Consider the following 22,116-nt stretch of genomic DNA (forward strand, 5'->3'; position numbering starts at 1 on the left):
TTTTGGAGTAAAAAGCTTGGCGTTTTGAGTTCTGAAGACGAAATTTCGAGTTCCAAGGTTGAAGGGTGAAGTTAAGCAGGCGATCTTAGTAGTATTTTATTCTAAAAGCCTGACTATTATGTGGCATGACTACAATTTTGGCTGAGTTAATATAGTAAAAATGTTTTCTGTTTATTCTCGGTAAAAATGCCAACTCAAGATTACAAATTTAAACGGTTCTGGTATCCCTTATCAGTAACTCTCAAGTACACTTGCGGCGGTTATTTATGCAATCCTGAAGAAGAGTGGGGACACATATATAATCCTGAATTACTTGCTTTTGATACCATTTTAGAAAAGCCATGTTTGGTGCTACTAGGTGAAGCTGGTATGGGTAAAACTACAGCAGCCGAACACGCATATTTTCAAATAAGTCAGAGGCTTAGTGGTTCAGAAGATGTATGTTTGTGGTTCAAACTTATTAACTATGACTCAGATAAGGATCTGTGTGATGCAATCTTTATTAATGAAACGTTTCAAGCTTGGCTTAAAGGAAGACATAAATTACATCTTTTTTTAGATAGCCTAGATGAAGGATTACTTTCCATCAAGAAAATTATCATTATTCTCAAGCGTGAAATAGAAAAGCTACCTTGCGATCGTCTATATTTTCGGGTCACTTGTAGGACGGCGGATTGGAAAGATAGCTTAGAGAAGACGCTAAAAGACAAGTGGGAAGAAACTAATGTAGGAGTCTATCAGTTAGCTCCTCTACTTCGAGAAAATGTAATTGAAGAAGCGAATAGAAGAGGCATAAATGCTGAAGATTTTTTACAGGAAGTTTTTAACAAAAATGCTATTCCTCTGACTATCAAGCCAATAACATTAAAATTTATTCTGGGCATTTATCAAAATGGGCGGTTTCCTTCTTCTCAAAAAGATTTATACGAAGAAGGTTGTTTACAAATGTGTGAAGAAGTTAACCCAGATCGCCGTGACTCAGGAAATATTGGCAATTTAAGTGCAAAAAAACGATTAATTATAGCAAGTAGAATTGCTGTATTACTTCTATTTTCTAATAATTCTGCTATCTGGCTCAATCCAGAATACGGGGATATGCCTAAGACCGATATTGCTATTGGTAATTTGTGTATAGGTAAAGAAAACATTGAGCAGCAAGAATTTTTCTTTGACGAAAACTGCATTAAAAAAGAAATTTTATCGATTACAGAGTTATTTTCTTCGCGTGGACAGCATCGAATTGGGTTCGCCCACCAGACCTATGCTGAATTTCTTGCTGCATGGTACTTATATCATAATAAAATACCTTTGAATAGGATAATGCAACTGTTTGTTTCACCTGAAGATCCTGAACGTAAGTTAATACCTCAGCTTCATGAGACAGCTGCATGGCTAGCTAGTATGAGAAATGATGTACTTCAGGAAATCATGAAGACTGATCCTGATGTGTTGTTGCAAAGTGATATACCTACAGATGCAGATATTCGAGCAGCAATAGTTGATAACTTATTGAAACATTACGAACAGGGAAAATTATTTGATTCAAATAGAGATAATTATTTTAGATACGAGAAACTTAAACATTCTGGGTTAGCTGTGCAATTACGTTTATATATTCAGGATTCTAGTAAGCCAATTGAAGCAAGAGAGGTAGCGATAGATATTGCTGAAGCTTGCAATGTAGATGAACTTCAAGAGGATTTAGTAAACCTAGCACTTGATTCATCCCAATCAATTTATCTCAGAGTTAGTGCAGTAAAAGCAATTGGTAAGATTGACAATACAACTACACGATTGAAATTAAAACCTCTGGCTTGTGATCAAATATTGGAAGATGAAGATGATCAGCTTAAAGGTTATGCTTTGAGCGCACTTTGGTCTGAACACTTAATGGCACAGGATCTATTTGATATTCTTACCCCACCTAAGCAGAGAAACTTCTTTGGGGCATATCAAATGTTTCTGAATTTTGAACTTTTACCAAAACTGCAACCAAATGATTTAGCATTTGCTCTTAAATGGTTAGAAAAACAGGGTTTAAGGTATTTTGAACATCCCTTTGAGACATTGGGAGATGCCATTATTGTCAAAGCTTGGGAGCATTTTTATTTACCTAGAATTTCAGAGTATTTTACTAAAGTAACTCTAATACAGTGGAGAGAATACCAAAAAATTATAACTCGTGATAGTGTATTAGAAAATAATTTTCAAACTTCGCTTATCAATGATACTAATAAACGGCGAAAACTTATTGATCAGGCAGTTGCACAAGTTATATCTTCTGGAGAGGAAGCAGATTTTTTAGTGAGTGGATTAACAGATTATATTATTCAAAGTGATGATATTATCTGGATGCTTGGCAAACTGAAAAATGTTGACTCTCAGGAAGAGCGAATTTGGTCAAACATAATTCAGTGGTCATTTAACCGTCAAGATGCAAAGCAAATAGATGCTATTCTTACAGCTACCCAGACTAATAACATCTTACGTGAAGGATTTATATCTTATTTTACAACTATTGATTTAAATTTAGAACAGGCTGAAATCCTGAAAGCTGATTACGAGAAGAGGCAGGAAAGAGAAAAATCTAGACAAAACCCACCTCTCAATCCCCCACCTAAAGAAAGAATCGTTTTACTCTTAGATCAACTGGATGTAGGCAATCTATCAGCTTGGTGGCAACTTAATAGGGAAATGTGCCTTAAGCCAGATAGTCGATTTTATGAAAATGAGTTTGAGTCAGATTTAACTAAACTTCCAGGATGGGAAGAAGCCGATCTAAAAACTCGTAAAAGAATTATTAAAGGTGCTGAAAAATATATTCAGGAATTCATTCAAGTTGCTTATGATTGGATAGGGAAAAACAAGTTCAATAGAGCAGCGTTAGCAGGCTGTAGAGCTTTACAACTACTTTTGAAAGAAACTCCAAAATTTTTAGAGGCTCTATCATCTGAGGTTTGGCAAAGATGGGCATCAGTTATAGTTGGTTTTCCTTCCAACTCCCAAAGAGAAGAATACTATACTGAGTTAGTCAAGCTTGCATATATCAATGCTCCAACTGAAACTTTAAATACGTTGCTATTAATTATTGATAAAGAGAATAAAGAACATGATTCTATATCCATCCTTTATAAATTTGATAAATGCTGGAATGAACGGTTTAAAGCGGCTATTTTACAGAAAGCTAAGGATACAGCAATTAAACCTAAATTCTTAAGTCAGTTACTTGAAGAACTGTTAAAACATGAATCGACTGAGGCGAGAAAGTTTGCTCAATCGCTTGTGTCTATTCCTCTACCTCTAGAAGAAGAAGCGCATCAAAAAGCAGTATTTGCAGCTAAGGAATTAGTGGGATGTGCAGAACCTGTTACCTGGGAGATTGTTTGGTCAGCCATTCAGCAAGATACAAATTTTGGACGGGAAGTATTGGAAGCAATTTCTAACCGCTACTCACATGGTGTTTATTTGCCCATCACAGAAAAGCAGCTAGCTGATTTATATATCTGGCTAGTACAACAATATCCTCATGCTGAAGATCCAAGACATGATGGTGTTTACTGGGTAGGAGTTAGAGAAAGCATTGCTGGTTTTAGAGATAATGTTCTGACACAACTGAGAGAAACTGGCACATCTCAAGCGTCTACTGAAATTGAGCGTATTTCTGAACAGTTTCCTGAATTAACATGGCTAAAAATAACTTTGCTCAACGCTCAGTCGGTTATGCGACGCAAGAATTGGCAACCACTTCAACCAGAAGAGATACTACAAATTGTAAGTAATACAATAGAATTTCAAACTACACACATTCAGGCAGAAGTTTTGATTATGAACCAATCAAACAACCCAATTATCAACTTTAACAACGCTGTAAACGCTGCTAATATAAACAGCACTATCAATGGAGACCAGATTCAACACAATTATGCTCCAGAACAAAATCTAGTAGATACTTTTGATGAAATTCAGCAAATCTTCAACCGCCTTACAGAAAATTACCAACCTTCAACTGAACTTGAACAAGAAAAACTTGTCACAACAGCAGTGGAACAAGTAAAACAAAACCCAACTTTGATGAAACGCGTAAAAATTGGAGGACAAGCATTTATATTTGAAGCACTTCAGAAGGCTTCTGATCAGTGGTGGGTTAGCCCATTTGTAAAAGCAATTGAGGCTGGGATTAAAGGAGAATAAATCTAAGTCAAAAGTTAGGTGGTTGGATAGACAATCACCATCATTTAACCTCATAACTCGAAAATTGCACTTCAGAACACGAAGTTCCGACTTCAAAACAGCAACATCCGAGCAAAAACCTCGAAACTTCAGTTTCGGAACTCCAAGTTTCGCTTTCAGAACACCAACGTTGAGCCTCTGAACTCGACATTTCGACTTCAAAACCCGAAACTTCCCTTTCCGAACTCAAATTTTGGACTTCAGATGTCAAAGTACCGAGTAAAAAATTGATAATTTGAGTTATACGAGATATTGAATAAACATTGATGGTTTTGAATTTTGTTTTCTCTACTTGTCTCTACTCAACCCCACCAACAACCGCGCCAAAGCCTGCACCGTAGGACGCTGCGAAACATCCTCCCCTCGCTGTAATCTATGAACCCTACCACGTAAAATCGGCGTTTCCGACTCAACAATGTCATTATTCCCCAAAAAATCGCTAAAAACGATCGCAATAACTTGCACTCTCAACTCATCACACAACTTTTCCCAAGGCGCAATCTCAGACTCATCTTTGACTAAAATCACCGCATGGGTAGCTTCTTTCATAATCAAGCGGTTCGCGTCGGAGATTCTTCCCCCAATATCAAAGACGAATATCGGTGTATTGATACCTCTGACTTCCTGCGCCTTCAATTTGGCGAACTCTGGACTAAATCCTGCTTTGTATCGTGCTTTTAACTCGGTGGCTAAATCAGGATCACGCCTGGCGGTTTCGCTGTACCACGAACCATCGCCATCGGGACAGCCGGAAATGAAGTATGATTCGGGTGCGTCGGGAATCTGCAATAGTGCTTGTTTTAATCCCTCTCGAAAGCAAGTCTTTCCAGTGTTTGCAAAGCCACACAACACAACTTTCAGGTTGCTTTGCGGCTGCGACTCTCGCACCATATCCAAAATATCCCCGACTTGATATTGGGGATGTCTGCTAATGGTGACTACATATCTATCTATCCCTGGATCGCCTATTTTGGGATCTAATAGAGCGATCGCATCATACAATTTCCCTAACTTATCCGCTAATACCTGACTAACTAATACTGAAACTCGGCCATTGATTTTGATGAGATCACCACCGGGTAATTCCCCTGTAGTAATCATCTCATCTAACTTTGCCGCTACATCGCGGACTATGCGATCACCTGTAGCTAGCGTACTACCAAATCCTACTTTGAGGATATCACCCTGTAACTTGATATAGTAGGTATTCATTATGTAATTAATGACAAAGCATTGATTCGGGCTTTTGCCTGATTACCGATTCCCTCCTAAAATTTAATCAATCAAGTCTCCCAATTTATACGCGGGATTGTGTGTGATTGAAATCACATACTTAGCCAATTTAGGATCATAAAAAGCTACTGCTCCGTAGATATGAGCAAGTTTATGTGCTAATACAAAGGCTACAGGTATAGATATTGGCCCATTGATTTTGAGTAATGTTCCTCCTGATAGTTCACCTGATGTAGCCATTTCTTCTAGGCGTGCTGCTGCATCGCGGACTATTTGGTCATTTTGAGCAGGTTCGCCAAATCCAATGCGTAAAATTCCGTCTTTTAACTCGATTTTGTATGTAGCCATGTCGCTTTGCTCCAAATTTTAAATTCCAACTTAACACTTCAAAACGTGAATTCAATGAACCTCTCCCCAACCCCTCTCCGACGCGGAGAGGGGCTTAAATCTGGCTGGTTTCAACGGAAAGTCGAGCTTTTAAAGCCTCTAACGCCACTTCTCTTATGATCGTTGTTTTTTCTGTGCTGGATACATCATACACCCTACTGGAAGAGGCTACTTCCAGAGTGTCGTATGCTAGAAGCAATGGAATAGGAAGACAAGGAGAATTTTACCCAGTCCCCAGTCCCCAATCCCTAGTTATTTAATTTTGAATTTTGAATTTTGTAGGCTTGCCTTCCCGTAGGGTATTTTGAATTGATTTGTCCCCAATCCCTAATAAAAGTGTCTGAACAAATTTTTACTGATGTGCCGCAAGTCGAATTATTACAATGGTTAGCGCGGGGTTCTCTGAAACAAAACTTACCGCGTGCAGTGCGTTTGTGGGTATGGCTGCGCTCTCTGTACGGTGATGCTCAAGACCGTGCATTGTTGGATGATGGTTTTAGTTTGGCACAGTGGCGAGATACTTTTTTTACTCTCAGCCACCCCAAAGGTGAAGCAATTCCCCCACTGCATCACCCTAGCTGTCCTTGTAGTAAAACTACCGCAGAATGGTTGTTTGATCAAAAAACGGGACTGGAGCGATCGCAATGGCTACAAACTGTACAAGCACATACTCCCATCCCAGATTTAGATAAATTCCTACAACAGCGATTGTTTGGTGTAACTCGTCGCAGTCTCCAAGCTGATTTAGATATCTTGGCGGAGTTGGGTTGGTTGGAGAAACATGAGCAGAAATATTATCGCGTCAAATATTTCCCCTCGCGTCCGATTACCACCAAACGACACACCAACGAATTAAATTTTCTCAATCAAGAGGACTTAGTCGCGATCGCGCAAAATCTTTCTCAAGAAATCTGTGGTGTGCGGCGGTTTTTCTTCAAACTAGATTTTGTGGTGACAGCTACAGATGAACTGGAAAACTGGCAATATGAATTACAAAGGCTATGGGGAAAAATACCAGTCCCACCGATTGAACTCACTTATAACAGTGCGAGATTGGGGAATACTTTCATCTGTGTAGTTTATCCAGTCTGTATTTATTATGTCCAGCGTGCTGTTTATTTGTGCGCTTTTGGGCAAAGTCCTGATCTAAAAACCGATTGGTATAACTTCCGCCTCGACAGAATCCAAGATATCACCCCTATTGAGTGGACACATCAAGACATCCCCAAAAATCTGCAACTACGCTACCACAAACGTAACTTACCCACCCCGGATGAAATAGAAGCAAAAATGTCAGAGGCTTGGGGATTTGATTTCTATTTAGATGCTCGCTCGATGTTATTACGATTTGACCGAGATTATCACGATCGCTACATTCGCCGAACTTTTCGCCATGACACATTTAAAGCGATCGCCTATTCACAAGTCAAAAATCTCATCAAAAAGCATACAGTCAATCTAGAACAACAGCAGGCATTATTACAAATTCTCGCCCAACGCTCCCCGGATGATGCTTACTACCGCGTGCAGTATCGACACGGTGATCACAACGTTATTATGCGTTTACGAGCATGGCGACCCAGAATAGAAGTTTTTCTCCCTTGGGATATGCGGCAAAGTATAGCTAATGATGTGGCTAGGGAGTTTCAACTTTATAATTCGTAGTTCATAATAACCTGAGACAAAGTAAATTAAGTAGAACGACTTGAAAAAACCAAACTATGCTAAGTAATGTAAAAAAATTAGGATTGAGTTCGTAGTATTCGCGTAGCGTCTGTCTACGACACGCTGCGCGAACGCGCAGCGTCCCGCAGGGAACGTAGAGAGGACTTTAGTCCTTTTTTGTTCGCGGAGCGTCCCGCAGGGAACGGAGAGAACGCAGAGAGAACTAAAGTTCTTACTACAAACCTTTAATTATTTACCCTGTTCTACTTACATAAGTAATTAATATTTAATTACGAATTACGAATTACGAATTACGAATTACGAATTATGGTCGCACATATCCTTTTAGTTGAAGACGAAGTCAAACTGGCTCGATTTGTGGAATTGGAACTGAGTAGTGAAGGTTACAAAGTCAGCGTAGCCCATGATGGTATGACTGGTTTGACCTTAGCGCGGGAGTCAACGCCAGATTTAGTAATTTTAGATTGGATGTTACCAGGACTCACAGGCTTGGAACTGTGTCGGCGGTTGCGTGCAACTGGAAATAAAATACCAGTAATTTTGTTAACAGCCAAAGATGAAGTGAGCGATCGCGTGGCAGGATTAGATGCAGGAGCTGATGATTATGTAGTCAAACCATTTAGTATTGAGGAACTATTGGCAAGAATCCGCGCTCATTTACGCCGCACCCAAGAGACAAATGAAGACTCCTTACAATTTGCAGACTTAACACTCAACCGCCTTACCCGTGAAGTATTTCGAGGTAAACGAGCAATTGAACTCACCGCCAAAGAATTTGATTTATTAGACTATCTTCTTTCACATCCCCGTCAGGTATTTACTAGAGATCAAATTCTCGAAAAAGTTTGGGGTTATGACTTCATGGGTGATTCTAATATTATTGAAGTTTATATTCGTTATCTCCGGCTCAAGTTAGAAGAAAATAATGAAAACCGTTTAATTTATACAGTGCGTGGTGTAGGTTATGCCCTGCGAGAATCTTGATAGGGCTGCTTGTTCCCCCTACCCCCTGCCTCTTCCAGTCAATGATCCGGATAAATCAGAATAAAGCTGAATAATGACTTTACAGTGAATCTATATGCTCAACTTATGGAAATGCCCCAACGCGTATCAGTTCGCTATAAAGATACGCCCTACAATACTAGTGAAATACGTTTAAAAACCTTCCGCCTTGGTTTACAAATTTGGGAAGAACAAACCAAACCTAGAAAAACAGAACTGTATGAGTTTATTTTGTCTTGCTTGAAGCAAATTGATCGCCAAGATCGTTTTATGGTTTCTCTATTATTTGTAGAGTTAGCAGACCTCATTCGCGATACTGCCCTAGATAGAAACATGAAAGAGGATATAATTAAAACCGCGTTTCGAGAGTTTGCTTGTGCAGTAACAGATTTTGAAGATATTGCCAAATAACTAAATAGTAAAGACGTTGCATGACAACGTCTTTACACATTCATAGAGTTAACAGAATCAGATTACATCTATTGTTTCTTGTTTTTATTCTTGTGGCTTTGTCGTCCGGCTTCAGCGTGTTGCTCGCTTGTACCACCACGAGTTTGCTTCTCTTCACCAGTATCCTGAATTTCTTCGGTATCTTCGGTATCTTCGGTATCTTCGCTACCTTCTTTCTTGCGTCCACCGCCATGAGAATGTTTACCACCCTCACGACCGATTTCGGCCATATGTTCTCTGTCTTGGCTGACAGTTTCACCGCCTTTGCGTCCGGCTTCACGCGCTTCTTCAGGAGTAAATTCGTGAGCAGTTCCCTTTTCGTGAGCAGCGTGTCCACCCTTGCTAGCAATTTCGCGCTGTTTGTCTTCATCCATCGAAGCGAAACCGCGCTTGCTTGTATCTGACATAATCAGACTCCTTGTAGATGTTTGGAGTTTTTGTCTTTTTGAGCCAGTGAAAATTTTTACTGGCTATGCTTTGAATGTAACTGAGCAAATTACTTTTATTCATTACCCATTAGTGAGAATCATGTCAGGGTAAACTCGTACTTTAGACATATCACCTGAGTTTAACTTAATTCTCAGAGTACGGGCTATGCAATTCTCACAAATCAAATCGGATTCCTATATATAGTAAGTGAGTAAGTGTATTGAAAGTCTGATTCTACAGATTATCATTTTAGAATAATCAACCAACAACCTCTTAGCCGTAGATTTTATAAGTTATCACATTTATCCACTGGTTATTTTATAATTAAATCTAATGATTCAAACTCAGTCTGAAGTCAAACGCGCTCATGAACTGCGCCAGCTGTTGCAACAAGCTAGCTATGCTTATTATGTCTTGGATGCACCAATCATGGACGATGTCATCTATGACCAGCTATATCGAGAACTGCAACAACTAGAAATTCAATATCCAGAATTAGTATCACCCGACAGTCCCACTCAGCGCGTCGGGGAAAGGCCTGCTACACACTTTACCTCTGTACGGCACAATGTCCCCCTGTATAGTTTAGAAAATGCCTTTAATATTGATGAGTTGCAAACATGGGATCAGCGTTGGCGCAGACAAGTACCGCCAACAGATTCAGCCGAATACGTTACAGAATTGAAAATCGATGGTTCAGCTTTAGCTTTGACATATCATCATGGCGTTTTAGTTAGGGGTGCAAGTAGGGGTGATGGGGAGATGGGGGAAGATATCACCCAAAATGTGCGGACTATTCGCTCAATTCCTTTACGTTTAAATTTTGATGGGTTGGAAAATATTGAGAAAGTGGAAGTCCGGGGTGAGGCTTTCTTACCAATGGAAGTTTTTCAATACATCAATGAACGCCGACAAAAAGCCGGGGAACAGTTACTTGCTAATCCCCGTAACGCCGCCGCAGGTACACTCAGACAACTAGATTCTCGCATTGTGGCGCGACGACGGTTAGATTTTTTCGCCTACACACTGCACATTCCCGGTATGGATGACGCTAGTATTGCTAATACCCAATGGGAAGCTTTGGAATTGTTGCAAAAGTTGGGTTTTCGGGTGAACTCTCAACACAAGCTTTGCCAATCTTTAGCAGAGGTGGCTGAATACTATAAATACTGGGATACCGAAAGATTAAATCTACCCTATATGACTGATGGGGTGGTGGTGAAGCTGAATTCCTTTAAGCTGCAAGAACAGTTAGGCTTTACGCAAAAATTCCCTCGGTGGGCGATCGCACTCAAATACCCAGCCGAGGAAGCACCCACCCGTGTAGAAAATATTGCCGTGAATGTAGGACGCACCGGAGCTTTAACGCCTTTAGCAGAAATGCGTCCAGTAGAATTAGCGGGAACTACTGTATCTCGCGCTACCTTACATAATAGTGATCGCATTACCCAATTAGACATTCGCATCGGTGATACCGTCATTGTCCGCAAAGCTGGGGAAATCATCCCGGAAGTCGTCAGGGTACTAAAAGAACTGCGTCCGGCTGATACCGAACCCTTTATTATGCCAAGTCATTGTCCAGTGTGCGGACAGTCTGTGGTTAGGGAAACCGGGGAAGCTGTGACTCGCTGCGTCAATGCTTCCTGTCCCGCTATTCTCAAAGGTTCGATAGAACATTGGGTGAGCCGGGATGCTTTAGATATTAAAGGCGTAGGAGAAAAACTGGTGCATCAACTTGTCGATAAAGGTTTGGTGCATTCCGTTGCAGACTTATATGAGTTGACAGCAGACCAATTATGTGGATTGGAAAGAATGGGGCAGAAATCAGCCGAGAAATTAATTCAGGCGATCGCGCAATCCAAAAACCAACCTTGGTCAAGAGTATTATATGGTTTAGGTATCCGTCATGTGGGCAATGTTAATGCTCAATTACTCACCGAAAAGTATCGCACAGTAGAACAGTTAACCACAGCCAAACAATCAGATATCGCCGGGATTTATGGTATAGGTGCAGAAATTGCTCAATCTGTTTATCAATGGTTTCACATCAATGCCAATCAAACTTTAATAGCACGTTTGCAAACAGCAGGATTACAATTTGTTAACACAGAGGAAGCAAAAACCCCTAATAATATTAATCAAAAACTGCTTCGTAAAACTTTCGTAATTACTGGAACTTTGCCGACATTAAAGCGTGATCAAGCCAAAGAATTAATTCAAAAAGCTGGTGGGAAAGTAACGGAATCAGTTAGTAAAAAAACCGATTATTTGGTTGTCGGTGAGGATGCTGGATCTAAGTTAGAAAAAGCACGATCTTTGGGAATTGCACAGTTAACTGAGGCACAGCTATTAGAAATTTTACCTGCAAATTAGCCAAAGAAATAGGGAGATAGAAAAATATCCAGAAATCTTACTTTCTTATCTCCCTTGTTTCCCTGATCAGAACTTGACATTATATTTGTCAGCCAGTTCAGAAAGCTTTTCATACTGTTGGATTGCGGCTTCAGTAATTAAAGCTTTCGCTTCTTCTGGACTCTTGCCATTTTCTGGAATTAAATACTTGATATAAAGTGCGACAAAATCTACCATGATTGCCGAACCAACTAATCCATGACTATCAGCTTCCTGTCCAGCCATTGCTGATACTAGTCCAGCTTTAATGGGGTCTGGTCTGGCTTTCATAAACTGATCAATAAGTTGCCAAATGTATTCATTTGGTGTGAGATTTTGTAACTTAGTTGGATCAAGTATAAATTCTCCTGCTACTACTTTTGCCTGCTCTAAAATACACCATTCTGCAAATTCTTTGAGTGCTTCTTCAGGAAGTTGTGGGAAATATTTGTGTAATTCTAAATCAGACACAGGCTCACCTTATAAATTTGAGTTTTGTTGCAGTACATTAAGGCAAGCCTAACTCACTATTTCTACAAGTTTTAGTGTGTTACGCTACGACTATTGAAAGATAACAGATATTAATTTTGTAGAGTTAGCATCAGCACAGAAGTAACTCCAAAATTCACAATAGTATTAGAGGATGTTTGAACAGTTCGGTCAGGTATAAATTGTCGTTCTGAGTGGAGCGAAGTAGAATGTAAAGCCTGACTTTTCACGGGATCTAGAAAACCCCTCTCCAAAGACACGGAGCGGCTTCTCGTGCTTAGTACCTCTCCCCTACAAGGAAGAGCCACTGCGTTGCCGGAGTTCCCCCGGTTGTAGTTAGTGGCGTTAGAGGCTTTAAATTTTCCCCCTTCCCTACTAGGGAAGGGGGTTAGGGGGTTAGGTTTCGCGTTAGCTAGTGAAGGGTTCAGCATGACTTTTCAAACAACCTCTTAAGTTAAGACGGTATCTCAACCAACACCGTTATTTTCATATGTAATATTTCGCATAAAAGTAGCATTTTTATTATAGTATTTGTCAAGGTTTCAACTACTCCACTCTGCTTGCCTACGGCAGGCTACGCGAAGCCTGATGATGGGATATCTTACTCAAAAAAATTAATACGATCATGAATCTAATCAACAAAAAATGGTGTAAAAATATATTAGTATTTGTAACATTTTTCATAGGGTTGATAACTATACCATCTGTACAGACCTTTGCGGGAGAAGGAACACCCGACTGGGGCTATGGTGGTGCAGCAAATCCCACTCAATGGGCCCAAATCAGTCATGATTTTGCACTATGTGAATTAGGTAGAGATCAGTCTCCTATTAATCTTGTGAGTGCTATCAAAGAAAAACTTCAACCAATATTTTTTAACTACAAGCCTACACCCTTAGTTGTTGTCAACAATGGTCACACTCTCCAAGTAAATTACGCACCAGGAAGCACCATCACCATTAATGGTGAAAAATATACACTTCTCCAGTTTCATTTCCATACTCCCAGTGAACATACTATTGGGGGAAAAGCTGCCGCGATGGAACTGCACCTAGTACACCGCAACGATGCAGGTCAACTATCAGTTGTGGGTATCATGATGAAAGAAGGAGCAGCAAATCGTCTAATTAATGAGATTTGGCAGTACATTCCTGCGGTTGGGGAAACAAAAACTGTGAGCCGCACTATTAACGCGGCTGCTTTCTTACCTAATACCAAAGCATACTTCAGCTACCCTGGCTCACTGACAACACCACCCTGTAGTGAAGGAGTGAGATGGAATGTTTTAGTAGAACCTATTACCGTCTCGAAAGAAGAAATTAGTATCTTTCAAAAACTATATCAGGTGAATGCCCGTCCAATTCAACCCGTAAATGGCAGAGTAATTGAATTGCATAGCAAATAGTTATTTGTCAGGATCTCAATTGATGAGAAATTTGATTTCTGCAAGCTGCACACTCGTGACATATAGTCAGTCGTGAGTTAGACGTTCTATATTGTGGTAAAATCAGCATATAGAACAGGTGATTTCAAAACCTGTGAGGTTCAAACTATTAACCAAGTGGGCGATGACCGGCCATCGGTCGGAGACCATCGCAAAAGTTGCAGATTTGCAAAAACACTATGGCAAAGCGGAAAAAAAGCAATCTCCAGTGGATCAAAGAAACCCTCGACCTCAAGCCTGACCATCACTGGGAATCGCCATCAGGCTATAAAATTTTTGTTGCTAATCGGGGGGCTGTTCGGTTAAATGTCCCTCAAAATTGGGTGTTTGAGCCACAAGAAAAATCTTTTAAATTTCTGGATAAAAAACCACCTAAAGATGATTGCTGTCTAGAAGTATCATTTAATCAACTACCTCCCCGTGACTGGAGTTTGTTTCCCCTCAAATCTACCTTGAAGAAAGTGATGGACGATGACAGTCGCAACGTCATTGAGAGGGGAGAAATCTTCACGGTTAAACGCCAAACAGCCAAAATTGTGTGGACAGAGATTAAGTTTATCGATACCCAAGAAGAACCACGGGAAGCTTTTTCACGGACTTGCATCGGTTTGGGTTCAAATGTGCAGTGCTTGATTACATTCGATTATTGGGCAGATCAAGCCGAGCAACTCACACCCATTTGGGATGAAGTGATGCGTAGTCTGACATTAGGCCTATATATCAGTGATCCTAGCACTGGTACAGCTTTTCCAGACTGAAGCAGCACCTTGTCTAAGTTATGATTAAGGGCAAGACTGAGAAATTTATTGTATGCAAACTATTACTGACATTGGCACATTAATTGTTCGCACACCCGGAACTCTTGGCGGTCGTCCTCACATTGCAGGAACTAGAGTATCTGTACAGAGAGTTTCTGCTTGGTACAAAATGGGTCTAAATGCAGAAGAAATTGTAGAACGAATGGGTAATTTGACTCTAGTGCAAGTGTATGATGCCTTGACTTACTATCATGCTAATCGAGAAGAGATTGAAGCTTATCTTGCCGCGGAGAAGTCAAGTTATGGCTCTAGATGATAATATTTTCAAATAGTTACAAATATTCCGTTAACCATACAAACAATGAAGGTTCCAGTCAAACAAGACAAGGTACGCAAGATAGCCAGTCAAGAACACAATATTTACATTAACGAAGGAATTGATCAGCACACAGCCACCCAGATGGCTCCACGTTCATTACTAAAGCCCTTTTCTGAAGACTTAAAGCGTAATCTTTCAGATCAGCAAAAGTTTTTAGAAGTAGAACTATACAAGTGCCTAGATAAACCTTTTTATTCTGATGATGGGTTTATTCTTTATCAAGGTGATTCAACAGATTTTCTTCAAAAACTTAGTTCAAGCAATATTAAGATTGATCTAACTATTACATCCCCACCATATAACATCGGCAAAGAATATGAAGCACTAATGTCAGTTGACGAATATATTAATTGGTGTTCTCATTGGATGCAGCAAATTCATAACATTACTAAACCTAATGGTGCATTTTGGTTAAATGTTGGATACCTCGAAGTCCCCAGGAGAGGATTATGCGTACCAATACCCTATCTGTTATGGGATAAGTCACCATTTTATTTACTCCAAGAGGTTGTTTGGCAATATGGAGCAGGTGTTTCAACAAAATATCGTCTTAGCCCACGTAATGAAAAGTGGTTATTTTATATTAAAGACTACCAGCACTATACATTCAATTTGGATGACATCAGGGACTCCAATGTGAAGTATCCCAATCAAAAGAAAAATGGCAAATATAGATGCAATCCTCTAGGTAAGAATCCATCTGATGTCTGGGAATTTTCCAAAATTACAACAGGTACAAAGAGAAGTTCAAAAGAACGTACCGGACATCCGGCGCAGTTTCCTTTAGGCATTGTAGAGAGAGTTATTAACGCTTCATCAAATCAGTTAGAAATAGTGCTTGACCCATTTGCCGGTTCTTGCTCTACTGGGATAGCAGCAACAGGTTTGGGGCGTATATTTTTAGGTTTTGAGATGAGGACTGATTACTGCAAAATGGCAGTTGACAGATTTAAGGAATTTAAAAAAGAGAGGGATAGTTCTAATGAACAGTAAATACTATTTTCAGAATGACCTAAAGTAAGCTAGTAGTAATTAGTAATGTATATAAAATCTAGAGACATACAAGTATTATTGAACATAAATTTTCAGGAAAAATCCATTTTTTTTAGTGTTTCGTTCAGCTTTAAAATTTTTGCATTGCTTCCATGATAATTTTTCAAATCTCTGACATTTAGCACTCCTTCTTCTGCACAAAGCTGTGATATTTGTGAACCAACACCTTTTAAAACACGGATGGGAGCGTTCAGCCTATAATCACCTTCAATCTTAATTAGTTTGTATGTGTAAACTGATTCACTAAGACTAGCTGCTTGACCTGTCGCAGCTTTTTGAGCTTTCCAGTCAGAGTGATCAATCCATCCAAATCTAAGAAGATGAAGATCCTGCCGATAAAAGTTGACTGTAATATAATATCCAGATTTTTCTTTCTTTAGCAGTTCGGTATTTTCTATATTTTGTCCATAACTTCTATTCCCAAATACTTTTTCTCCTAGTTGTCCTGAACTTTTAATTTCAACAGAGTATAAATTATTAGGAATACATACGATATCTTTATCTTCTTTATTCTTCCCAGCACGCCAAAGATGAGGTTGCTGCCTCTCAAGTTCCTTAGCAAATAACTTTTCAAAAAAGTAACCTACTACAGTAGCAGGAACGTCGAGTTCAGACAGATTTATCGACAGTTTACCTTCTCCGATAGTTGTAGACCATAGGGTCTTCCAACTTTTAAAAGCAATCTGCTTGATGGTTTCAACATCTAAAGGGTGACAGCTAATCAACTCTTTAGTCTTTACCAACCATTCTTCCTCAGTTAAACCCTCATACGGGGAAGGCACTTAGTCAACTCCTTTCATCAAATTACTTAGCGAAACATCTAAAGCCTTAGCTAACCGAACAATATTAATAAAGGCTACGTTCCTCTCCCCTCTTTCTATCCCACCAATGTAAGTTCTATGAAGACCAGCTAAATCAGCTAAATCTTCCTGTGAGAGTCCTTTCAGTAATCTTAACTCTCTAATTTTTAAACCAAACTTTAAAAGTTCATGGTTATTAGCCATGAATTAATGTTGTCTGCTTGATGCTTATAAGTCTACAGACTATAAGTAGCACTCAATATTTAGAAATTGAGTTAAAAACCCCTGAACTGAAACGCAGCTATATTATCTGCTACGCTCATTTCTCAAAACAAGAATCAGTTATCAGTTGAATAATTAGCTGATAACTGATAACTAATTTGGCGTTGCATAATAGAAGGATGAATTAGGAGCGCATTTATGCAATACCACTAATTTAAGCAGTGCGAAAACGTGCCAACTCCTCACCAGTCTTCGCATCATGGGCGTGAACAGTACACACCAGACAAGAATCAAACGATCGCGCGACGTGTCCTACTTCCACAGGGTCGCTAGAATCTTCAATAGGTGTCCCTATCAAAGCTTGCTCAATCGGGCCACGTATTCCGTCTTTGTCACGGGGGCCGACATTCCAAGTAGTCGCAGCAATCACCTGATAATTCTTAATCTTGCCATCTTCAATATCTACCCAGTGACACAAAGAACCCCGTGAAGCTTCCGTTGCACCCCAACCGCGCCCGTCTTTTTCTTTAGGTTTGATATACCAGGGGTCATTTAAGACAAACTCACGCAAACATCGTTCCGCTTGGCGGTATAACTTGACAATTTCGTGGACTCGTGCAAGCTGACGCACATGAATACTAGCACCACCCATTTGTTTGAAGACATCCAGGATAAACCCATCATAGTGTTGCCAAGATTCTCCATGCTGACCACCTGCGACTAACTGACGCGCTAGAGGCCCGACTTCCAAACGTCCAAAGTCTTTGTGTAGTACAGCCGTTGACCAAGAATAGGCATTATTGAAGTCTTTAGTATTTTTCTGAGTGGGTTTGGTGGTGCGGTCAAAGGGGTGAACGTTGTCTGTACCTTCGTCATACCAGGCATGGGTGGTATTCTCACGGGCAAAGGTATGATCCATTAAAGCGTGAGTGTCGGTGAAGCTGTTGTACACACCACTTTTCATGATCATAGCGGCATTGCGTCCTTCGATAGTCGGCTTCTGGTATTTATCTTCATGGGGTAAATATCCCCAAGAGACATATTTACCAACACCAGCACCGTATCTATCTAAACCAATATCTAAACCCATGCGCCAATAGAAACCCAAGTCTGACTCACGATGTTTAATGTCTGCTTCTAACCAGTCCATGAAGTCATCATAAGTTTGAATTTCTTCGTAGCGTTCCAAGGAACAACCCAACCACACAGGTTCTAACCAGTTGGTGCGGAAGTATTCTAAAATTGCCCAAGCGCGGGTGATGTCTGTTAATGTTGGGGCGCACATCACACCACCAGGCACCATATAACTGCTGTGCGGCCATTGTCCACCAAACAGGGCGTAAATTTCTACCGGTTTGCTAGAAATAGTCACACCAAGTTCATAAGATTTACCTGTGAAGGCAGAAAAGCGGCGGACGGCTTCATCGTAGAAGCGGCTACTCCGGTATTTTTTGTTTGTTAAGTCAATGGCGAACAATCCATAAAAGTAGCGGGGGATGCTTTGGATAGTTTCGACAATTTGACCGAGGTTTCTAGCTAAGATGGCATTGCGGGGAACTGTTGTCTTCCAGGCTGTATCTAATGCCCAAGATGCAGATGTTAAATGTGAAGCACCGCAGATACCGCAGATACGAGGAGTGACAATTAATCCAGCTTGGGGGTCTTTACCTCGAAGAATAATTTCAAATCCGCGAAATAGTTCGGCGTGTGTCCAGGCGTTAACGACTTGTCCATCTTCAATTTCCACACGAACGTCTAAATCACCCTCGACTCTACCGACAGGCGAAATATCTAATGTTTTAATTCCCATTCTCCTCTCCTCTCGGTAATTGTTTTGTAGTAAGCACTTCAGTGCTTACTACGAACTAAACTGTAAAAAAGTCTTCTTCTGCCCAGTTGGGGGCTGTATTTTTAGCCACCATTGTGAGTAAGGCGTAGTCTTTGGTTTTGACTCCTGGTGGTAATTCTTTGGGGACACCCATAACGGTTTGAGTTTTAAATACCGTTCCGGGTTTGAGATCAAAGAAGGGAAATTCTGGTTCTGTACAACCTAAACACGGCATTCCGGCGCGGGTTTTCGAGGAAACGCGATTCCAGAGGATGCGGTTGCAGGAGGAATGGGTCATAGGGCCACGACAACCCAAGTCGTAGAATAAGCAGCCTTTACGCTGACCAAATTCGGCGGTGGTGGCTTTGTAAGCAAAGTGGACGTTACGAGTACAACCTGTTTGGGTGTAGGTGTTGAAGAAGGTTTGGGGACGGTGCAGTTCATCGAGGGCGATGTCAGCGATGCGTCCAGTAGCGATCGCCACTAATATCTGCGTAATCCAATCGGGGTGTGCTGGACACCCAGGAATATTAATCACTGGTAATCCCGATGTGGCGACGAAATCCTTACCTAAAAAGCCGCCTTCTTGACGCTTGAGAAATTGCAAACCTTCGGATTCGCTGGGGTTAGGCGACATAGCGGGGATTCCTCCCCAAGTGGCGCAGTCTCCCACCGCTACAACGAAGCTAGCAACTTTCGAGAGGTCAGCCAGCCAATCTTTCATCGGGCGATCGGCAAACCGATTCCATTCACCTGTACCGTCGGGGGCATTAACTACAGTACCTTCAAATACCAAGATATCTAAAGGTATCTTGCCGAGAATGCAGTCCCACAGTAGGGTTTGTAAGTTGTTGCCTAGTTCCAATCCCAAGGAAGGATGCCAAAGTACCTTAATGCCAAAGTCAGCAATTAGATCGCAGACTGTCGGTTCTTCGGCGTTGAGAAAAGACATAGTGTTGCCCGAACAAGCACCACCTTGCAGCCAGAGTACGTTAGTCATTGGCTATTTATTTGTCTATGTTTACTATTTATGACGCAGGTGTTGACGCTTGTAGAGTTTCACCCGGTGATAAATATTTAGTTTTAATTTTTAGAATAAGATATTTTTTGTTTTTATTTTATTTAATTAAATAAAAATTAATCTTTAACTGAAAATTAAATCTTCATCACACTTGTTGAAAACTGTCATGTATTACACAGATTTTGATAAAATAACATGGAAAATAAATTTTAGTTTGACTTTATAAGCATAAATACTATGAATATATTACTTTTAAATTTATCGGATACATTGACTGGCAAAAATATTTTTTAGTGCTATTCTGTGACAGAAAATAATATAAGTAATGAGTATTTAAAGCATACATTCATATTAGCAATTATACCCTAGAATTTAAGAATCAAGGTGTTCTATATTAAAAAATGAGTCATGTAATTATAGGGGAATGGGTATTGAGAAAACTTTTACCGCTTCTCTAGTTCCAAAGCAAAGGGAATAACACTTCATAAAGTTCCTGTTGGCGTAAATAAATATAGCGTTTCTCGGTGGATTGAGGTACAAGAACCCCACCCCCTTCCCCCAAAGTTCTGTTCGGCAGAAACCGCCGCTCAGACTTCTATGTGCCGCAAGGAGCGGACTATGATATACCTCATGTGATTAGAAAACGCTATATATTTTCTTAAGAGGCTAGTACCTCAAAGCGTAAGTCAAAAAGCGTATCAAAAACGCTTCTCATTTATTTAGAATGGATGCTTGATTTACACGGAAATGTACAAGTTAAAAATCTCATTCCCAATTGATAATTACCAAAACGGAGAATTAGAGAACATGAGTGAATTTTTAAATGACCTGAATGTGAGGGCATTTCTTACAAATATGGTAACGAGGGATTTAACTCTAACCACTGGATTACTGTGGTTAGTTATAGCCACAATTATCTCAATGGTTGGTGGTGCTATTGGCGGGATGATATTAGCTGGAAAAGAGATAGGTTATATGTTTTCTGCAACCATAGGGGCATTATTTGCGCCGAGTGGAGCAGTTCCCGCAGTAGTTTTAGGATTCGCCATTCTATATGTTTTGAGTAATTTTTAGGGGGTCATATGATTGAATTAAGTTGGTTTTCAGTGAAGTTATTTTTTCGAGGTAAACTAATCCGTGATCCACTCTATTTTATTAGACAAATTACCATTGGTATGAGCCTTGGTATGCTAGTGCTAATATTGCTAGCTCAGTTGGAAATTCCTTTCTGTATACCAATAACTATGTCTAGCTTAACAACAGGTATAATGATGCCCTTTCTTCTCAAGGATTTTAAAATGAAGTGAGTTATTATTCATCATATATTGATTACTTTTGATCAACTATTGACTAATGACTAATGACCGACCTTGAGGAATATATTCGGGAAATCGACCGATTTGAAGCCATTATATCTGAGTGGGATGAAAGCCAAAGGGGTGTAGCAGTTGGGCTACAAAGAGCAATTGAAGCTTTACATAAAGCAGCGTTGACAAATTTAATTAAAAGCCTCAAGCAAGAATCAATGTCAGCGTTGCGTCACGCTGTTGATGATGAAATTGTGTATGCGGTTTTGCTATATCACGATTTAGTTAAACCACCACAAGCTGACATTGAGGAAGTTCGCCCAGATTGATGAGACGTGAAGTAGTACCTAAAATGTAAAGACGTAGCAATGTTACGTCTCTACTCACGTTTAATTAATCTGCGATCGCCCAACGCACAAAAGGACGAAAACCTGTAACACTTTTGTAGACAATTAGACTATCAGGTACGTTAAGATTTCGCAAATCGACACGAAAATATGCTTTTTTATTTTTAAATTCTACGTTGTAAAAAGCAGATGCTTGTGAACGTGCTTTACCCACACAAGAAGCATACTGATTATTCAAAGTTGAAACAAATTCTACAAACCGCTTATTGTTAGATGGAACTAACTTGGTTTCGTTGGCAAAAGCTGGAGTATCTGCCACTACTATATGCTCTGCACCACCTTCATAGGGTATACCCATCCACCATAATCCCACAGTTTTGGGACAATTACCACTGGTGCGTTGTACGTTGAACTGCACATTTGGGGCAAAAATCGGCCCTGGTTCTGGCTGTGATTGTGCAGATGTTTGATTGGCGATGATTCCTACTATTGCTAATGAACCTAAAAGTCCATTAATAATTCTGATTTGAGCCAGCTTTTTCATTACCTGAATTTTTTATATTATAGTTACTTTAATTACATGACTGGATGGCTGAAATAAAAGTGCCATGTTGTGACAATTTATCGTGTTTACAGTTACAGTTCTCCTGCCAGGAAGTA

At 40.1% G+C, this 22,116-nt stretch carries 20 protein-coding genes and 1 pseudogene; 12 read left to right on the forward strand and 9 right to left on the reverse strand.

The annotated features are described in order from the left end of the window. Positions 1-186 precede the first annotated feature (186 nt). A complete protein-coding gene (locus tag VB693_RS17440; RefSeq protein ID WP_323267357.1) occupies positions 187-4,191 on the forward strand; it encodes a hypothetical protein in 4,005 nt (1,334 codons plus the stop codon). 327 nt (positions 4,192-4,518) lie between these two features. Here the strand turns inward: VB693_RS17440 and VB693_RS17445 are convergent, their stop codons facing one another. Together VB693_RS17445 and VB693_RS17450 are read right to left on the reverse strand one after the other, a co-directional pair. Next, entirely contained in the window at positions 4,519-5,442 is a 924-nt protein-coding gene (locus VB693_RS17445; protein ID WP_323267358.1) for a CRISPR-associated protein Csx3, read from the reverse strand. A 63-nt stretch (positions 5,443-5,505) separates the two neighbouring features. After that, the gene (locus VB693_RS17450; RefSeq protein ID WP_323267359.1) at positions 5,506-5,811 is read right to left on the reverse strand and encodes a CRISPR-associated protein Csx3; all 306 of its coding nucleotides are present in this window, start codon (positions 5,809-5,811) and stop codon (positions 5,506-5,508) included. Between the two features lie 375 nt (positions 5,812-6,186). Between VB693_RS17450 and VB693_RS17455 the strand changes: the two genes are divergently transcribed. From VB693_RS17455 to VB693_RS17465, 3 genes are all read left to right on the forward strand, one after another. Continuing rightward, entirely contained in the window at positions 6,187-7,515 is a 1,329-nt protein-coding gene (locus VB693_RS17455; RefSeq protein ID WP_323267360.1) for a TIGR03985 family CRISPR-associated protein, read from the forward strand. Between the two features lie 327 nt (positions 7,516-7,842). Continuing rightward, complete coding sequence (locus tag VB693_RS17460) at positions 7,843-8,520, forward strand: response regulator transcription factor (protein ID WP_323267361.1); 678 nt, start codon at positions 7,843-7,845, stop codon at positions 8,518-8,520. A 105-nt stretch (positions 8,521-8,625) separates the two neighbouring features. Next, positions 8,626-8,949: a hypothetical protein gene (locus VB693_RS17465; protein WP_190703907.1), complete on the forward strand. Its 324-nt coding sequence runs from the start codon at positions 8,626-8,628 to the stop codon at positions 8,947-8,949. A 68-nt stretch (positions 8,950-9,017) separates the two neighbouring features. Here VB693_RS17465 and VB693_RS17470 read toward each other — a convergent pair whose 3' ends face one another. Continuing rightward, the gene (locus VB693_RS17470; RefSeq protein ID WP_323267362.1) at positions 9,018-9,395 is read right to left on the reverse strand and encodes a KGG domain-containing protein; all 378 of its coding nucleotides are present in this window, start codon (positions 9,393-9,395) and stop codon (positions 9,018-9,020) included. Positions 9,396-9,750: 355 nt separating this feature from the next. On the opposite strand from VB693_RS17470, the gene ligA reads away from it, so the two are divergent. Continuing rightward, positions 9,751-11,790, forward strand: coding sequence for an NAD-dependent DNA ligase LigA (ligA, locus tag VB693_RS17475; protein ID WP_323267363.1), 2,040 nt, complete (start codon positions 9,751-9,753; stop codon positions 11,788-11,790). 66 nt (positions 11,791-11,856) lie between these two features. Here the strand turns inward: ligA and VB693_RS17480 are convergent, their stop codons facing one another. Then, positions 11,857-12,279 (reverse strand): hypothetical protein, encoded by a 423-nt coding sequence (locus tag VB693_RS17480; protein ID WP_190703917.1) that lies wholly within the window; start codon positions 12,277-12,279, stop codon positions 11,857-11,859. A 643-nt stretch (positions 12,280-12,922) separates the two neighbouring features. On the opposite strand from VB693_RS17480, the gene VB693_RS17485 reads away from it, so the two are divergent. From VB693_RS17485 to VB693_RS17500, 4 genes are all read left to right on the forward strand, one after another. After that, positions 12,923-13,702, forward strand: a complete 780-nt coding sequence (locus VB693_RS17485; RefSeq protein WP_323267364.1) for a carbonic anhydrase family protein — start codon at positions 12,923-12,925, stop codon at positions 13,700-13,702. 218 nt (positions 13,703-13,920) lie between these two features. Continuing rightward, complete coding sequence (locus tag VB693_RS17490) at positions 13,921-14,499, forward strand: hypothetical protein (RefSeq protein ID WP_323267365.1); 579 nt, start codon at positions 13,921-13,923, stop codon at positions 14,497-14,499. 52 nt (positions 14,500-14,551) lie between these two features. Beyond that, positions 14,552-14,815 carry a DUF433 domain-containing protein gene (locus VB693_RS17495; RefSeq protein ID WP_323267366.1) on the forward strand — a complete coding sequence of 88 codons (264 nt, stop codon included), beginning with the start codon at positions 14,552-14,554 and terminating at the stop codon, positions 14,813-14,815. A 45-nt stretch (positions 14,816-14,860) separates the two neighbouring features. After that, positions 14,861-15,871, forward strand: coding sequence for a site-specific DNA-methyltransferase (locus VB693_RS17500; RefSeq protein WP_323267367.1), 1,011 nt, complete (start codon positions 14,861-14,863; stop codon positions 15,869-15,871). Positions 15,872-15,963: 92 nt separating this feature from the next. Here VB693_RS17500 and VB693_RS17505 read toward each other — a convergent pair whose 3' ends face one another. From VB693_RS17505 to VB693_RS17520, 4 genes are all read right to left on the reverse strand, one after another. Then, positions 15,964-16,713 carry a ScaI family restriction endonuclease gene (locus VB693_RS17505; protein ID WP_323267368.1) on the reverse strand — a complete coding sequence of 250 codons (750 nt, stop codon included), beginning with the start codon at positions 16,711-16,713 and terminating at the stop codon, positions 15,964-15,966. Then, on the reverse strand, positions 16,714-16,935 hold the full coding sequence (locus VB693_RS17510) for a helix-turn-helix transcriptional regulator (RefSeq protein ID WP_323267369.1): 222 nt from the start codon (positions 16,933-16,935) through the stop codon (positions 16,714-16,716). A gap of 232 nt (positions 16,936-17,167) precedes the next feature. Continuing rightward, entirely contained in the window at positions 17,168-18,763 is a 1,596-nt protein-coding gene (locus VB693_RS17515) for a nickel-dependent hydrogenase large subunit (RefSeq protein WP_323267370.1), read from the reverse strand. A 55-nt stretch (positions 18,764-18,818) separates the two neighbouring features. Beyond that, on the reverse strand, positions 18,819-19,781 hold the full coding sequence (locus tag VB693_RS17520; protein ID WP_323267371.1) for a hydrogenase small subunit: 963 nt from the start codon (positions 19,779-19,781) through the stop codon (positions 18,819-18,821). A gap of 828 nt (positions 19,782-20,609) precedes the next feature. Between VB693_RS17520 and VB693_RS17525 the strand changes: the two genes are divergently transcribed. The 3 genes and pseudogenes from VB693_RS17525 to VB693_RS17535 all read left to right on the forward strand — a co-directional run. Continuing rightward, complete coding sequence (locus tag VB693_RS17525; protein ID WP_323267372.1) at positions 20,610-20,876, forward strand: hypothetical protein; 267 nt, start codon at positions 20,610-20,612, stop codon at positions 20,874-20,876. A gap of 8 nt (positions 20,877-20,884) precedes the next feature. Beyond that, entirely contained in the window at positions 20,885-21,109 is a 225-nt protein-coding gene (locus VB693_RS17530; protein WP_242039387.1) for a hypothetical protein, read from the forward strand. Between the two features lie 53 nt (positions 21,110-21,162). Then, positions 21,163-21,432 (forward strand): annotated as a pseudogene (locus VB693_RS17535) (hypothetical protein); the annotation flags it as partial. A gap of 70 nt (positions 21,433-21,502) precedes the next feature. Here the strand turns inward: VB693_RS17535 and VB693_RS17540 are convergent. Then, a complete protein-coding gene (locus VB693_RS17540; protein WP_323267373.1) occupies positions 21,503-22,000 on the reverse strand; it encodes a hypothetical protein in 498 nt (165 codons plus the stop codon). Between the last annotated feature and the right edge of the window lie 116 nt (positions 22,001-22,116).

Origin of the sequence: Anabaena sp. UHCC 0399, from assembly GCF_034931465.1 — a bacterium.
Classification (GTDB): Bacteria; Cyanobacteriota; Cyanobacteriia; order Cyanobacteriales; family Nostocaceae; genus Trichormus; species Trichormus minutissimus.

Bases quoted from the DNA above. Each gene is read 5' to 3' on its own strand.
- VB693_RS17500 (WP_323267367.1), top strand. From the start codon at position 14,861: ATGAAGGTTCCAGTCAAACAAGACAAGGTACGCAAGATAGCCAGTCAA.
- ligA (WP_323267363.1), top strand. From the start codon at position 9,751: ATGATTCAAACTCAGTCTGAAGTCAAACGCGCTCATGAACTGCGCCAG.
- VB693_RS17460 (WP_323267361.1), top strand. From the start codon at position 7,843: ATGGTCGCACATATCCTTTTAGTTGAAGACGAAGTCAAACTGGCTCGA.
- VB693_RS17530 (WP_242039387.1), top strand. From the start codon at position 20,885: ATGATTGAATTAAGTTGGTTTTCAGTGAAGTTATTTTTTCGAGGTAAA.
- VB693_RS17470 (WP_323267362.1), bottom strand. From the start codon at position 9,395: ATGTCAGATACAAGCAAGCGCGGTTTCGCTTCGATGGATGAAGACAAA.
- VB693_RS17485 (WP_323267364.1), top strand. From the start codon at position 12,923: ATGAATCTAATCAACAAAAAATGGTGTAAAAATATATTAGTATTTGTA.
- VB693_RS17465 (WP_190703907.1), top strand. From the start codon at position 8,626: ATGGAAATGCCCCAACGCGTATCAGTTCGCTATAAAGATACGCCCTAC.
- VB693_RS17495 (WP_323267366.1), top strand. From the start codon at position 14,552: ATGCAAACTATTACTGACATTGGCACATTAATTGTTCGCACACCCGGA.
- VB693_RS17520 (WP_323267371.1), bottom strand. From the start codon at position 19,781: ATGACTAACGTACTCTGGCTGCAAGGTGGTGCTTGTTCGGGCAACACT.
- VB693_RS17525 (WP_323267372.1), top strand. From the start codon at position 20,610: ATGAGTGAATTTTTAAATGACCTGAATGTGAGGGCATTTCTTACAAAT.
- VB693_RS17450 (WP_323267359.1), bottom strand. From the start codon at position 5,811: ATGGCTACATACAAAATCGAGTTAAAAGACGGAATTTTACGCATTGGA.
- VB693_RS17540 (WP_323267373.1), bottom strand. From the start codon at position 22,000: ATGAAAAAGCTGGCTCAAATCAGAATTATTAATGGACTTTTAGGTTCA.
- VB693_RS17490 (WP_323267365.1), top strand. From the start codon at position 13,921: ATGGCAAAGCGGAAAAAAAGCAATCTCCAGTGGATCAAAGAAACCCTC.
- VB693_RS17445 (WP_323267358.1), bottom strand. From the start codon at position 5,442: ATGAATACCTACTATATCAAGTTACAGGGTGATATCCTCAAAGTAGGA.
- VB693_RS17440 (WP_323267357.1), top strand. From the start codon at position 187: ATGCCAACTCAAGATTACAAATTTAAACGGTTCTGGTATCCCTTATCA.
- VB693_RS17510 (WP_323267369.1), bottom strand. From the start codon at position 16,935: ATGGCTAATAACCATGAACTTTTAAAGTTTGGTTTAAAAATTAGAGAG.
- VB693_RS17515 (WP_323267370.1), bottom strand. From the start codon at position 18,763: ATGGGAATTAAAACATTAGATATTTCGCCTGTCGGTAGAGTCGAGGGT.